The sequence below is a fragment of the Microbacterium sp. ZXT2-5 genome (genome assembly GCF_055329545.1).
On the sequence record NZ_JBUZWD010000002.1, the window covers coordinates 807975 to 821767 of the forward strand.

The 13793-nt window shown below is 70.1% G+C and carries 10 protein-coding genes and 1 tRNA gene; 5 read left to right on the forward strand and 6 right to left on the reverse strand.

The genetic code is table 11. From position 1 onward, the window contains the following. Positions 1-15: 15 nt before the first annotated feature. Both ACZBH1_RS17345 and ACZBH1_RS17350 read left to right on the forward strand, forming a co-directional pair. A complete protein-coding gene (locus ACZBH1_RS17345) occupies positions 16-4680 on the forward strand; it encodes an OmpL47-type beta-barrel domain-containing protein (protein WP_463647041.1) in 4665 nt (1554 codons plus the stop codon). A 118-nt stretch (positions 4681-4798) separates the two neighbouring features. After that, on the forward strand, positions 4799-5107 hold the full coding sequence (locus tag ACZBH1_RS17350; RefSeq protein WP_336397722.1) for a DUF6907 domain-containing protein: 309 nt from the start codon (positions 4799-4801) through the stop codon (positions 5105-5107). Here ACZBH1_RS17350 and ACZBH1_RS17355 read toward each other — a convergent pair. The 4 genes from ACZBH1_RS17355 to ACZBH1_RS17370 all read right to left on the reverse strand — a co-directional run bounded on the left by ACZBH1_RS17355 (position 5085) and on the right by ACZBH1_RS17370 (position 9859). Further along, complete coding sequence (locus tag ACZBH1_RS17355; RefSeq protein WP_463647042.1) at positions 5085-5729, reverse strand: response regulator; 645 nt, start codon at positions 5727-5729, stop codon at positions 5085-5087. The genes ACZBH1_RS17350 and ACZBH1_RS17355 overlap by 23 nt on opposite strands. After that, the gene (locus ACZBH1_RS17360; RefSeq protein ID WP_463647043.1) at positions 5723-7120 is read right to left on the reverse strand and encodes a sensor histidine kinase; all 1398 of its coding nucleotides are present in this window, start codon (positions 7118-7120) and stop codon (positions 5723-5725) included. Before ACZBH1_RS17360 ends, ACZBH1_RS17355 begins: the two co-directional genes overlap by 7 nt. A gap of 421 nt (positions 7121-7541) precedes the next feature. After that, entirely contained in the window at positions 7542-9203 is a 1662-nt protein-coding gene (gene abc-f / locus ACZBH1_RS17365) for a ribosomal protection-like ABC-F family protein (RefSeq protein WP_463647072.1), read from the reverse strand. Between the two features lie 582 nt (positions 9204-9785). Beyond that, positions 9786-9859 (reverse strand) — tRNA-Pro (locus ACZBH1_RS17370). A gap of 131 nt (positions 9860-9990) precedes the next feature. On the opposite strand from ACZBH1_RS17370, the gene ACZBH1_RS17375 reads away from it, so the two are divergent. The 3 genes from ACZBH1_RS17375 to ACZBH1_RS17385 all read left to right on the forward strand — a co-directional run bounded on the left by ACZBH1_RS17375 (position 9991) and on the right by ACZBH1_RS17385 (position 11713). Next, on the forward strand, positions 9991-10578 hold the full coding sequence (locus ACZBH1_RS17375; protein WP_463647044.1) for a GNAT family N-acetyltransferase: 588 nt from the start codon (positions 9991-9993) through the stop codon (positions 10576-10578). A gap of 80 nt (positions 10579-10658) precedes the next feature. Continuing rightward, entirely contained in the window at positions 10659-11339 is a 681-nt protein-coding gene (locus ACZBH1_RS17380) for a lysoplasmalogenase family protein (protein WP_463647045.1), read from the forward strand. Then, positions 11336-11713 carry an RNA-binding S4 domain-containing protein gene (locus ACZBH1_RS17385; protein WP_452324213.1) on the forward strand — a complete coding sequence of 126 codons (378 nt, stop codon included), beginning with the start codon at positions 11336-11338 and terminating at the stop codon, positions 11711-11713. The genes ACZBH1_RS17380 and ACZBH1_RS17385 overlap by 4 nt, the downstream gene beginning before the upstream one ends. Here the strand turns inward: ACZBH1_RS17385 and ACZBH1_RS17390 are convergent. Both ACZBH1_RS17390 and ACZBH1_RS17395 read right to left on the reverse strand, forming a co-directional pair. Continuing rightward, entirely contained in the window at positions 11631-12035 is a 405-nt protein-coding gene (locus ACZBH1_RS17390; protein WP_194395709.1) for a hypothetical protein, read from the reverse strand. The two genes, ACZBH1_RS17385 and ACZBH1_RS17390, sit on opposite strands and share 83 nt — an antisense overlap. 113 nt (positions 12036-12148) lie before the next feature. Then, positions 12149-13771 (reverse strand): helix-turn-helix transcriptional regulator, encoded by a 1623-nt coding sequence (locus ACZBH1_RS17395; RefSeq protein ID WP_463647046.1) that lies wholly within the window; start codon positions 13769-13771, stop codon positions 12149-12151. Positions 13772-13793: the final 22 nt, after the last annotated feature.

Here is a 13793-nt window from a genome sequence, read left to right on the forward strand (position 1 = left end):
TCCGAAGGACACGCCATGGATTCGTCACGCCTGCTCGCGGCCCGCAACGACGCGTCAGCATCGCCGCCGCGGAAGCGCCGGACCCTCTGGGCGGTGATCGCGGCCGTGCTGGCCCTCGTGATCGCCGGGCTCGGCGCGCCGGCCGCGTTCGCAGCCTCGAACGTGACAGCGGCCACATTCTCGAGCGATTCCGGACACGTCTCCGCTTCGGGGATGCTGTACGTCAAGACCGGGGCAAGCGTAACGCTGACCCTGGCGACGTCCCCTGACACCGTGTGTGTCGAGGTCAAGGGGGCGTTCCCCGCTGTCCAGACGTCTACGGCCGGCAGGAGCTCGTGGACGATCACCACGACTGCCAGCGCCGGCGACGGGCTGCGCGGCGTCACCGCGGGCGCATCTGACAAGGTCGTGACCAACAACAACGGGACAAACTGCGGTGGGCAGGGCCAGACCCTTCCCGCCTCGTACACGGTCGACAACACCGCGCCGATCCTGAGCGCAACCGTCGCACCGACTCCCAACGCGGCCGGCTGGAATAACACGAACGCGACGGTCAGCTGGACCGCCACGGACGCGGGCGCGGGTGTCAAGAGCGGTCCGACCCCCGCCACGGATGAGGTCACGACCGACGGCACCATCTCCCGAAGCTCCAGCGCCACGGACCAGCTCGGCAACACCGACACCGGCTCCGTCACGGTCCGCGTCGACAAGGCGGCCCCCACCATCACCGCGTCGCAGGTGAAGAACGCCGACGGCACGACGACCATCACCTTCACCTGCTCCGACACGACGTCGGGCGTCGCCTCCTGCCTGGCCGAGGGCTCGACCACCAATTCGCGGACCGTCGGGCCGAACACCACCGTCACAGGCACCGCGACCGACGCCGCCGGCAACACGGCGACGGCCTCCTCGACCTCCCCGGCCGGCGACACCAGCGCCCCGATCCTGAGCGGTTCGCCGACCACCCAGCCCAACCCCGCAGGGTGGTACCAGGGCGACGTCGTGATCGACTGGACCGCCAGCGACGCCGAGTCGGGTGTCCCGACGCAGCCCTCCGACACGACGATCACCGGCGAGGGCACGGCTCTGACGAGCACGCAGTCCGTCACCAACGGCGCCGGACTGTCGACGACCGCTACGAGCCCGGCGGTGAAAATCGACCGGACCGCGCCGACCACAGGCATCTCCGGCGCCTCGAACGGCTGGGTCAACGGGGCCGTCACGGTCGTCCTCACGCCCGGTGACAACCTCTCGGGCGTCGCCCGCACCGAGTACACCGTCGACGGTGGCGCCGTGCAGCAGGGCACGACGTTCTCGCTCAGCACCGAGGGCGCGCACACGATCACCTACCGCAGCGTGGACGCCGCGGGCAATGAGGAGGGTTTCCACACCGCGACGGTCAACATCGACAAGACGGCGCCCACCATCGGCCACGTCTTCGACCCCGACACCTATACCGGCGCCGGCTGGATCAACACCGACGTCACTGTTTCGTTCACGTGCGAGGACCAGGGCGGTTCGAGGCTCGCCGACTGCAGCGCCGACGTGATCGTCGCGGACGAGGGTGAGCAGAACGTCGTGGGCACCGCGACCGACAATGCGGGCAACTCCGCGAATGACACCGCCACGGTCCGCGTCGACAAGACCGCCCCCACCATCGCCGCGACCGTCGGAGGAACGAAGAACGACGCCGGCTGGTACAACGAGGACGTCACCGTCAGCTTCTCGGCGGAAGACGCCCTGTCGGGGATCGCGAGCCTCTCGCCGGCCGCTGTGCTGAGCGACGGTGCGGGTCAGACCGCGTCGGGGACGGCGACGGATGCCGCGGGCAACAGCGCCTCGACCACCGTGACCGGCATCAACGTCGACACGACGGCTCCCGTGCTCACCGCTGAGTACTCCACGGCATGGAGCGCCGGCGACGTCACCGTGGTGTGGACGTGCACCGACGAAGGCGGATCGGGCGTCGGGGACGCGCCGGGCACGAGGGTGGTCGATGGCGAGGGTGCGAACCTGTCCGACACCGCGAGCTGCATCGATGTCGCGGGCAACACCGCCACTGAGACCGCGTCCGGCATCCGGATCGACCGCACCGCCCCGGTCACGACCGCTTCCCTCGCCGATGCGGGTGACGACGGCTGGCACAGTGCGGCGGTGGAGGTGACCCTTACCGGCAACGACAACCTCTCGGGCGTGGCATCCACCCTCTACACCGTCGACGGCGGCGCAGCGCAGGAGTACTCCGGCGTGTTCTCGATCACAGCGGACGGGGAGCACACCGTCACGTTCTGGAGCAAGGATGCCGCGGGCAACGTCGAGCAGGCCGGGCCGGCGATCGAGGTGAAGGTCGACACGACCGCTCCTACGACGGCGGTCATCAACCCGATCTCGCCGGCGAGCGGCTGGTTCGTGACGAGCGGCATCCCGTTCGCGTTCGACGCCTCCGACGAGCACTCCGGTGTCGCGGCGACCTACTACACGATCGACGGCGGTGACCCGCAGCTCTACGGCGAGGAGTTCACCGAGAACCTGTCGACGGGCACGCACGAGGTCACGTACTGGAGCGTCGACATCGCCGGCAACATCGAGGTGGTGCAGAGCCTCACGATCAACGTGGACACGGTGCTCCCGACCATCACCGGTCAGGCGATCCCTGCGGCCAACGCCTTCGGCTGGAACAACGACGACGTGACGGTGAAGTTCACCTGCTCCGACGCCGAGTCCGACATCGCCGGCTGCGCGCCTGACGTCCTCCTTGAGAATGAGGGAGCCGGGCAGACCGCTGCTGGGCAGGCGCGGGACAACGCAGGGAACCTGAACAGCACCACGGTCGGTCCGGTGAACATCGACAAGACGAAGCCGACGCTAGCCGGCGTGTTGCCGGCTGCGAACGGGGCCGGCTGGTACCGCGACGACGTGACGGTGCAATGGCAGGGCGATGACGGACTGTCGGGCATCGACCCGGCCTCGCAGCCCACGGCAAGCATCATCACCGGCGAAGGCGACGACCTCGGCGCCGGGCCGGTCACCATCGACGACAAGGCCGGCAACACGAGCGATCCCGCCTCGGTCACCGGCGTCAAGATCGACCGCACCGCGCCCGAGATCGAGGGGAACCCTTCCACCGCACCCAACGCCGCCGGCTGGTACAACTCCTCGGTGATCGTCGACTTCACCTGCACCGACAACCTGTCGGGCGTGGCGCAGTGCCCCACGAGCAAGGTCGTCTCGGGCGACGGCGCGAACAAGAGCGCCACCAGCGGCAGCGCCGGGGACGAGGCGGGCAACGAGGCCGCGGGCATCACCGTCGAGGGCATCAACATCGACGGCACCGCCCCGACGACCCTCAGCGACAACACGTGCACGAAGGTCAACGGCTGGTGCACGGCCGCCACCGCCGGTGTCGTCCTGACCGCCACCGACCAGGCCGGCCTCTCCGGGGTCAAGGAGATCTGGTACGCGGTGAACGGAGGTGCGCCGCAGCGCGCGGCGGGTGCGAGCGCGACGGCCACGGTCCCCCTGACGGGAACCGGCAGCGGGACCGTCAGCTACTACGCGGTCGACCACGCCGGAAACGCCGAGTCGCCCAACACCGTGTCGCTCAAGTGGGACAACATCGCCCCGACCGTGAAGCACACCCTCTCGCCGGCGCCGAACGCCGACGAGTGGAACATGGCTGACGTGACCGTCTCCTTCACCGCGAAGGACGACGACGCGGGCTCGGGCGTGAGCAGCGTGAGCGAACCCGTCCTCGTCTCCGAGGAGACCGCCGGCCAGGTCGTCACCGGAACCGCCACCGATACCGCCGGCAACGTCGGCACCGACAGCGTGACGGTGAAGCTCGACAAGACAGCGCCGACGATCACCACCGCGATCACGGCAGGACAGCTCGGCGCCAACGGCTGGTACACCGGCCCCGTCACCGTGACCTTCACCTGCGCCGATGCACTGTCGGGTGTGGCGACCTGCCCTGATCCCCAGGTCCTCACCTCCAACGGCCTGAACACGCCGGCAGGAGCAGTGACGGACAAGGCCGGGAACACGGCCTCGGCCGTGCTGGGAGGCATCCGGATCGATCAGGAGAAGCCGACGCTCACGGCAGCAGGCGTGAACGTGGCCGGCGGGATCTACGTGCTCGGATCCGCGCCCGCGGCCACCTGCACGGCGACCGACAACGTCTCCGGCCTCGCGTCGTGCGTGGTCTCGGTCACCGGCGGCACCGCGAACGGCGTGGGCACGTTCTCCTACACCGCGACCGCCACCGACAACGCAGGCAACCAGACGATCCTCACCGGCACGTACACGGTGACCTACCGGTTCGACGGGTTCCTGCAGCCGATCAACGACACGGCCCACCAGGTCGGCGTCTCGACGAGCATCTTCAAGGCCGGCAGCACCGTGCCCGTGAAGTTCCAGCTCAAGGACGCCGCCGGCAAGGTCGTGCAGTCGGCGACCGCACCGGCCTGGCTGACGCCGGTCAAGGGCAGTGCGACGTCGGCACCCGTGGACGAGACGAGCTACCCGGCGACGGCGGACAGCGGCACCGCGTACCGCTACGACGCCACCGCGCAGCAGTACATCTACAACTGGAAGACGGGCAACGGAGGCGGCAACTACTGGCGCATCGGTCTGAAGCTCGACGACGGGCAGACGTACTACGTCAACATCGGTTTGCGCTGACGCGCGGACCGAAGACCGGACCTCCTCCTCGTGGGGACGGAGGAGGTCTGCGGGGCTCCTCGCTTGGGGACGAGGAGCCCCGCCCTCGTGGCTCACGGCGACCCGACAAGGAGCACTCATGACTCCGGACGAGATGGACGTCGACCGGGCCGCCTCGGTCGGGGAACGCACCTGCCCGGCGTGGTGCCGCACCCGTCACGGCGCCGCCGCGGGCGAGGACGACTGGCTCCACGTCAGCGAGCCGCTCGTCCTGGCAGACGACGTGATCGCCCGCCTGTGCATGTCGGTCGACCCGCGAACCGACGAGGCCGACGGACCGTACGTGATCGTCGGCACGCGCGAGTACTCGCTCGCAGAAGCCGCCGAGCTCGGGGCATCCCTCATCCAGCTCGCGGAAGTCGGCGCTATCCCTCGTTCAGCAGCTTGAACGCACTGGCGCGATCCTTCACCTGCAGCTTGCGCAGCACCGTCGACACGTGCACGCGGATCGTCGTGGGCGAGAGGAACAGCTGCTTCCCGGCCTCCTCGGTCGAGAGCCCCTGCGCGAGCAGCTCCATGACCTCCCTCTCGCGTGGACTCAGCTTCGAAACCGCCGACGAACGCGCGAACGGGCGTCGTGTGGGCCGACGGAACTCGTTCAGGATGCGCGTCACCAGAGCGGCCGGCATGGCCGCCTCGCCCGCGAGTACACCGCGCAGGGCGTCGGGAAGCGACACGGGGTCGGCGCTCTTGAGCAGATAGCCGGATGCCCCCGCCCGGAGCGAGTCGAAGAGGTCATCGTCGTCGGCGGACTGGGTCAACATGACGATCGCGGCACCCGGGAGCTGACGGCTGATCTGCTGGGCGGCGGTGATCCCGTTGCCGGGCATGTGGATGTCCAGCAGCACGACGTCGGGCCGGTGTGCGAGGGCGAGCTCCACCGCCTCCTCGGCGCTGGCGCCCTCTGCGGCGACGACGCAGCCGCCGGCCTCGAGCGCGGCGCGCACCTGGGCGCGGACGCGCGCGTGATCGTCGGCCAGCACCACCTCGATCGGACGTTCCCCTACCATGCGACCGTCACCACGCTCCCCTTGCCCCGATGCGATTCCATGCTCAGCACGCCGGGCAGCCCCTGGGCCCGGTCGCGCATGCTGATGAGGCCGTAGCCCGAGCCGGCCGCGATCGTCGCGTCGACGTCGAACCCGGTCCCGTCGTCCTCGACCGTCAGCCGCCGCGCGCCGCCGTCGCGGCTCAGCCTCACCCAGATCCGCTCGGCCTTGCCGTGGCGGACGGCGTTCGACACCGCCTCGCGAGCGATCCGCATGAGCGCATGACGCTGGTCTGAATCGGCCGTGATCGAGTCGTCGACGTCGACCTCGAGGTTGACCCGATAGCGCTCGGAGAGCTCGCGCACCGCGCGGTGGAGCGTGAAGCCGAAGGGCTCCTCCTCGACGGTGCGGCCCAGCGCGTTGACCGCCGAGCGCGCCTCGTCGAGCCCTCTGTCGCACGCCGCGATGATGCGGAGCGCGTTCGGCGAGCCCGTCGGCAGCGCATGGCTCTCGGCGCGGATGTAGCCGAGCTCCTGTACGACGCCGTCGTGCAGCTCGCGTGCGAGGCGACGACGATCGTCGAGCACGGCGGCCCGCGCCTGAGCGGTCCAGTAGGACTTCATCTCGCGCATCGCGCCGATGAGCAGCAGCAGGTAGCACCCTGTGCGCAGGAAGTCGCCCGTGTAGAGCCAGTCGGTGTAGAGCGAAGGGAACAGCGCGTAGTTGAGTCGCGCGAACCCGCCGAGGGCGCAGGCCGGACCGAGCCACCGGAGCAGCTCGTCGTCCCGCTCGGTCGCCTGAACGGTGAAGGACGCGGACGCGATGAAGAAGGATGCCGCCGCGACGGCCTGGCCCGCGATCAGAAGCGGGTGCGCTCCGGCGAACGGCGGGTCGGTGGACGTCGGGATGTACGCGGGGTCGAGCGCGAGCGGCAGCTCCAGCCGCACCGACCACAGGGCGAGCGCGCACAGCACGACCGCGAAGGCGACCGCGCCGAACACAGTCGTCGCCGGTCGGTGGGGCACCAGCTGTCGGGCAGACCTGTGACGGACGAGCGCCGCCGCGACGATCAGCAGCCCGCCGAGCACGCGGACGCCGATCGGCAGCCACACCTCGAACCGGCCGGTGGGCTCGGTGAGGAGCGCGCCCGCCACCGCGGTCAGCCCGAGGCCGGCCACCGCGAGGAGAACGAGCCCCACGCACAGGAGCAGATCCTGCAGCCGCCCCGCGCGGCTGTACCTCCCGTAGACCAGGTACGCCACGAGGAGGGCGACGCAGGCGTCGACGGTGTCGAGCACCAGATGCAGCGACGGATTCCTGTAGCCGAATGAGACGATCGGGCTCCACAGCACGAGCGCAGTGACGGCGATGCCGACCGCGCACCCTGCGGCCGTCAGACTCCTGTCGGTCACGTGGCAGTCGCCTTCTCAGGCGACGCCGAACAGCGGTGATCCGCTTCCCCCATGAAGACACCCCGGATGATTCCCCGAGCGGCCACCCCCCTGGAGCCGCTCCCGTTCCGCGATTGTATCCCCACGCATGTGTCGTGGGAATCGTCGGATCCGAGAACGGAACAGGGACCCGCTGATGCCGATCCCTTTTTCCTGTCGGGATGCAGGATTCGGACCTGCGACCCCGCATGACCACTGCCCTGACATCCCGACCGACGGACTCGTCGGATGCACCACCGATCGAGAAGCGCTGGATGAGTGTGGTCTTTCTCCAGGGCGAAGCGGCCACCACCGTGCTCAACATGATCGACAAGGACGGGCCGGCGCCGGCGATCCACCATCTGTCCCAGTGCGACTTCAGCGACGATACGCTTTGCAGGGCCTACGCAGCGACCTCAAGGTCGAGCCGGGCGCCCCTGAACCTGCGACGCAGCATGCGATCATGCGTGACCAGCACGATTGCGCCGTCATAGGAGTCGAGCGCGGACTCCAGTTCGTCGACCAGTTCCGGGTCAAGGTGGTTCGTCGGCTCGTCGAGCAGCAGCAGGTCATGCGATCCGCTCACGAGCAGCGCAAGCTCGAGTCGCCTCCGCTGGCCGTACGACAGCGCGGCGACCGGTAGCGCCAAGTCCTCCGGACGGAAGAGTCCGAGGCGCAGGATTCGCTCTTGTGCGGTGTCGACGTCTTCACGGATGCCGCGAGCGAACGCTTCGCGCACGCTTCGCGGGCTCGCCACGATCGTTGAGTGCTGGCGGAAGTACCCCACCCGGCCGCCCACCCGCACCGCGCCTCGAGTCGGAGCCAGCTCGCCGGAGATCACCCGCAGCAGGGTGGTCTTGCCCACGCCGTTCGGCCCGGTGACCAGCACGCGATCGCCCGCACCCAGCCGCAGGGCGCCCACGGCGGTTGCAGCCACACGAACATCCTCGAGCTCGAGGATCGGCATGGATGTTGGATCCAGCACCGCCGACGCGTTGCGCGGGACATCCGGTACGGCTTCCATTGCCTTCCGCGACAACCGCGGCGCGAAGACGAGCGGTTCCGGTGGGGCTAGGACCGGCTGCTCGGCAAGGCGGACGAGCCGTTCTTTGGCATTGCGGATACGGCCCATTGCGCCGTGATCGCGCCCGCGGGCCCGGAATGCTCCCGCGCCCATGCCGGCCTTGTCGAGCTTGCGTGGGATCGCGTCGAGACGCCCGGCGTTCGCCGCCACCAGCGCGCCGTGCCGTGCGACCTCCTCCTTCCACGTCTCGTGCGCGAGGCGGTGACGTTCGCGCGCCGTTGCCCGTGCGACGAGGTAGCCGCGATACCCGTCGCCAGAGCGAGCGACTGTGCCGTCGCGGACCGTCAGGATCACATCGGTGTACTCCTCGAGGAACGCGCGGTCGTGCGTGACCGCGATGACCGTGCCCCGATGTGCACGCAGGGTGGCGAGCAGCCAGTCCCAGGCATCGTCGTCGAGGTCGTTCGTCGGCTCGTCGAGCAGCAGCAGTTCTGCGTTGCCCGCGATCGTCGCCGCGAGCGCAACGCGTGATCGTTCGCCTCCCGACAGCGACGCCCACGGACGGTCGTGTTCGATGCCGGCCACGCCGAGCGCGTGCAGCGCGAGATCCAACCGCGCGGACGCCGCGTACCCGTCCCGTGCCTCGTACCGGTCGACGAGCGCGGCGTACCGCGTGAGAGCGACTTCGAGCGCGGCATCGGTGGTCGCGATCAGCGCTGCCGCCGCGGTCTCGATGGCCCGCTCGAGCGCTCGTAGCTCTCGCCAGCAGGTATCGATCGCGTCGCGCGCGGTCGCGTGCTCGGGCAGATCGAGCGACTGAGGGAGCACACTTATGCCGCCGGGCGCGGCGATGGTCAGTTCGCCGGAATCCGGCTGCAGCTCACCTGCGATCAGTCGGAGCAGCGTGGACTTGCCGGCACCGTTGTCGCCGATGATGCCGACACGCTCGCCGGAGCGGATGGACATGTCGATGCGATCGAGTACGACCCGGTCGGCGAAACGCTTCGTCACGGAGTGCAGGGACAACTGAGATGGGAACATGTAGGTCTCGATTTCCCGACTCACGCTGGTTCATGAGTCCACTCGCCTCGAAAGGTCGGTGGCGGACACGGCGAATGGCTCACGCGAATGCGCACGCGGGTCGTGATCAGGTGGTGGATCGCGCACAGCACATGCGCTCGGACTTCCGTGGAGCAGAGCTCGACACAGAACCACCTAGGAGAAGATCAGCGTACCCACCCGCGAGAAGCTTTCAGCCGGGCCGCAGCTGGTCAACACCGTTCCGCGGATCGCCGCTGTGTGAGCGGCGACCGTGCAGCGTTCAGCCTTGTTCTTGATCTCCACCGAGGCCGGAACTTTTCCGCTGGAGTCCGATCGCCGAGCGTGAGTCGGGGCGGCGGTTGAGTTCATCTTCGACTCGGGCGAGGTCACGCGGCGTGTGAATGGCGAGGTGCGTAGGACGTCGCCCCACCGTTCGGAAGCAACCGGAAGGAAGTCGAGCCACTCGAGCGGCTGCGTCGAGATACGGCGCTGAAGCGGTCAATAAGATGGCATTGCGATGACGTGGTCAAGTTTCACCAACTAAGAAGTCCCGGGAACCCTTAGGTTCCCGGGACTTTCCGGTCGGGATGACAGGATTTGAACCTGCGACCCCTTGACCCCCAGTCAAGTGCGCTACCAAGCTGCGCCACATCCCGATGCCCCCGCTCTCGCGCGGACAACTCCCCCATCCTACCCGCTCCGCGGAGGCGTCGCGAACCGGCGTGCGCCCGGGCGTGGCATCCGTCGTCCGCTTGCCGGTGTCGGCGGGCGGCGTTAGTTTCGCGGCATGGCGAACATCACGATCGCGCCGGCCACCGCGGACCGCTTCGACGACGCGCAGCACGCCCTCACCGGCGGAGGCGACGGCCGCAGCTGCCAGTGCCAGTGGTGGACAATCACCAACGCGGAGTTCCAGAGAACGCCGATCGAGCAGCGCCAGGCGATGCTCCGCGACGAGATGCAGGTAGCGCCCCCGCCCGCGCTGATCGCGTACGTCGACGGCGAGGCGGCGGGCTGGGTGCGGGTCGGGCCGCGGACGCGGCAGATCCGTCTCGGACGCACTATGAACTTCACCGCGCACTCCGAGGAGCCGTGGGACGACGACTCGGTGTGGGCCGTGAGCTGCTTCGTCGTCCGCAAGGAGTTCCGCCGGCAGGGACTGAACGCGCGGCTGCTCGACGCGGCGGTCGATTTCGCCCGGGCGGGCGGCGCGCGCGTCATCGAGGCGTACCCCATGGATCCCGATGCCGGTAAGAAGATCCCCGTCAACGACCTCTACCACGGCGTCCTGTCGACGTTCGAGCAGGCCGGCTTCCGCGAGATCGCACGCCCCAAGCCGTATCTGGCGCTCGTCGCGCTCGATCTCGCCGCCTGACGATCACAGGGCGAGAATGCGGCAGCACCCTTTGGCAAGCGTGCGACGATGGACGGCGTCCCTGCGTATCGAGGAGGATCATGCACCGGCTCTGGGTCTGCTTCGCGCCCCACGTCGTGGTGTCGATCGTCCACGTGATCGCGCTCGCGGCCGGCGCTGACGGCGTCGCGGCGCCGACGAAGCTCGCGCTCATGCCCCTGCTCGCCCTCGCTGTCGTGTGGGGAGCGCGCGGCCGCGGCTGGACGAGCTCTCACAGCCTTCTCATCGCAGCGCTCGCGCTGTCGTGGCTCGGCGACGGAGCCGGCACGTTCGTGCCGTTCCTGCCGACGGTGCCGATGATGCTGCTCTTCTTCGGCCTGGCCCACCTCTGCTACATCTGGCTGTTCTGGCGCCGGATGGCGGTGCGCCGCGTCCCGCTGTGGGCCGCTGTCTACGGCGCGTGGTGGGTCCTGCTCCTCGCCGTCCTGTGGCCGCACCTCGGCGGCCTGGCCGTGGCCGTCGCCGCCTACGGACTGGTGCTCGGAGGGACGGCGGTCGCGGCATCCCGCTGCCATCCGCTCATCGTGTGGGGCAGCGTCTTCTTCCTGACGTCGGACTCCGTGCTGGCCTTCCGCCTGTTCCTCCCCGATACCATGCCCGACTGGACCAGCCCGCTCGTCATGCTGACGTACTGCCTCGGTCAGGGCCTCATCGCGGCGGGCGTCCTGGTCGGCGTCTCGGCGCGGCGCGATGCCGCGACGACCGCGGCGGTGGCGACGTGACGGATGCCTCCGCCTCGGCCAAGACTGTCCGCGTCGACGCCTGGCTGTGGGCGGTGCGCATCTACAAGACGCGCTCGGCCGCGACGACGGCATGCCGCGCCGGGCATGTCCGGGTCAACGGCGAGCGCGCGAAGGCGGCACAGCCCGTGCGGCCGGGCGACGAGCTCCGCGTGCGGGTGAGCGGCTTCGACCGCATCCTGATCGTGAAGCAGCCGATCTCCAAGCGGGTCGGCGCTGCCCCCGCGGCCGAGGCCATGGACGACCGCACGCCGCCACGCGACCCCACCCCCGTCATCGCGCAGCGGGATCGCGGCGCGGGGCGCCCGACCAAGCGCGAGCGTCGGGAGATCGATCGCCTGCGGGGGCGAGAGTGACCTGTTCCAGCGCATCCGTAACGGTGATCGCCGGCACGCGGTGCCCCACCTCGCTCCGCGTTGCCGCGCGGCGCTGCGCGACGCACAGCACCAGCATGATGGCGCACGACACGACGTAGAACGTGTGCAGCGCCCAGATCGGACCGACCGGCAGCGTGAACACGTAGAGCGAGTAGACCGCATTGGCCGCATTGATCATCCCGAGGCTCACGAGGCTGTACGACGAGACGTCGCGGGTGCGCAGCGCCTTGGTGAGCATGGGCAGGTTGCTGATCGCGAAGACGACGGTCGCCACCGTGCCTGCGATCAGCGGGATGTCCATATCGCCACGGTAGGTGCAGGGCGCCGCGCACCGCGTCGGGCGAAGAGCCCATCTTGGGCGGGCGCCGCGAATGGGTCATTGTGTGTAGGCCCGGCTGCCCGGCGGGCGATTGGTCAGACCAGCCCGTTCTCGTACGCGTACGCGGTCGCCGCAGCCCGGCTCGAGATGCCGAGCTTGCCGAAGATGTTGGCCACGTGCCGGGCGACCGTCTTCTCGCTCAGCGACAGCCTCGCGCCGATCCCGCGGTTCGTGAGACCCGTCGACACGAGCCGCAGCACCTCGAGCTCGCGCGGGGTGAGGGCGCCGACGCGCCGATCGCCCGTCAGCGCGGCGAGGTCGGCGAGGGCGGGCTCCGCGCCGAGGTCGAGGAACACCGCGCGCGCGGCCTCGACGTCCGCCCTCGCGTCCTCGGGGTGGCCGAGCGAGCGGAGGGCGAGCCCCGCCAGCACCCGGCTGCGGGCGGCCTCGTACCGCGCCCCCACCGCATCCCACGCGTGCGCGGCGACTCGCGCCGCCTCGAGCGCGTCCGCCGCGCGTCCCTCCGCGAGCAGCACCCTTGCGTCCGCCGTGGCGACGGCGGCGTCGCGCATCGGGCTGGCCGTGTCGAGGCTCGCGCCGCGAAACTCCTCCAGCGCGCGACGCGCGGCCACGGGATCGCCCGCCGCGACCTCGATCTCGATGAGCGCGGGCAGCAGGAACCGACGGGTGACCGGGTCGGCGCCGGCCGCGCTCCGGCGGATCTCCTCCTGCGCCCGCGCCGTGCGCCCCAGCGCGAGGTGGAGGAGCGAGAGGCCGGGCTGCGCCTCCCACCCGGACTCGGCCGCGCGGCGGTACGACTCCTCGGCGGAGTGGAACGCTCCGCGCAGCCGTGCGAGCTCTCCCAGCTGGTAGGGCGCGCCCCAGATCGCCCGGTAGTCCCCCGCCCGGAAGCGCGAGAGGGCGAGATCGACGGCCGTCGACGCCTCGGCCCACGCACCCCGGACGAGCAGGAGCGCCGCCTCCAGCGCGTGGCACTGCCCGCTGAAGGCGATCAGCTGCGGCTGCTCGCCGCACCACCGCTTGAGCACGGCCGTCCACGCGTCCGCACGCTCCAGGTCGAAGGCCAGCAGGGCGTCCGAGATCGAGGCGCAGGCGATCACGCCGCTCGGCAGGGGCGGGACGTCGCCGGCCGCGACGGCGGCCATCGCCTGGTCGAGGCAGGCGAAGCCGTCGGCCGGAGACCCGTCCTCGATCAGCGATTTGCCGAGGCCGAGTCTCGTGATCGCGGCGACCTCGCGATCGCCCTCCCGCTCGGCGACGTCGAGGATCTCCTCGAACGAATGGATCGCCTCGGCGGCGTTCCCGCTGCCGAGCTGCCCGACGGCCGGCGCCAGCCGCACGAAGCCCGCCAGCGCGCCGGGCTCGGCCATCGCGTGCACGATCCGCATCGCCCGGGCGGCCCACAGCACGCTGTTCGTGAAGTCGCCCTGCTCGATGAAGTTCAGCGCCAGCCAGCCTGCCGAGCGCGCCGCGCCCGCGGTGTCCTGCACGCCGAGGTGCGCCGAGTAGGCCCGCGACAGCGCGTCGAGGGAGGCGCGCGGCTCACCGCGGAGCAGGGCGGCCGTCGCGAGGACCTCCAGATCGGATGCCGCGAGCCCGGCGCGCGCATCGACGCGGGCGAGCAGCTCGAGCGCGTCCGCCCAGCGCCGGTCCGCCGCGGCCGTTCGGCCGGCGTCCAGGTCGCTGGAGATGATCATGTCGCTCCCCCGTCGGTCCCGT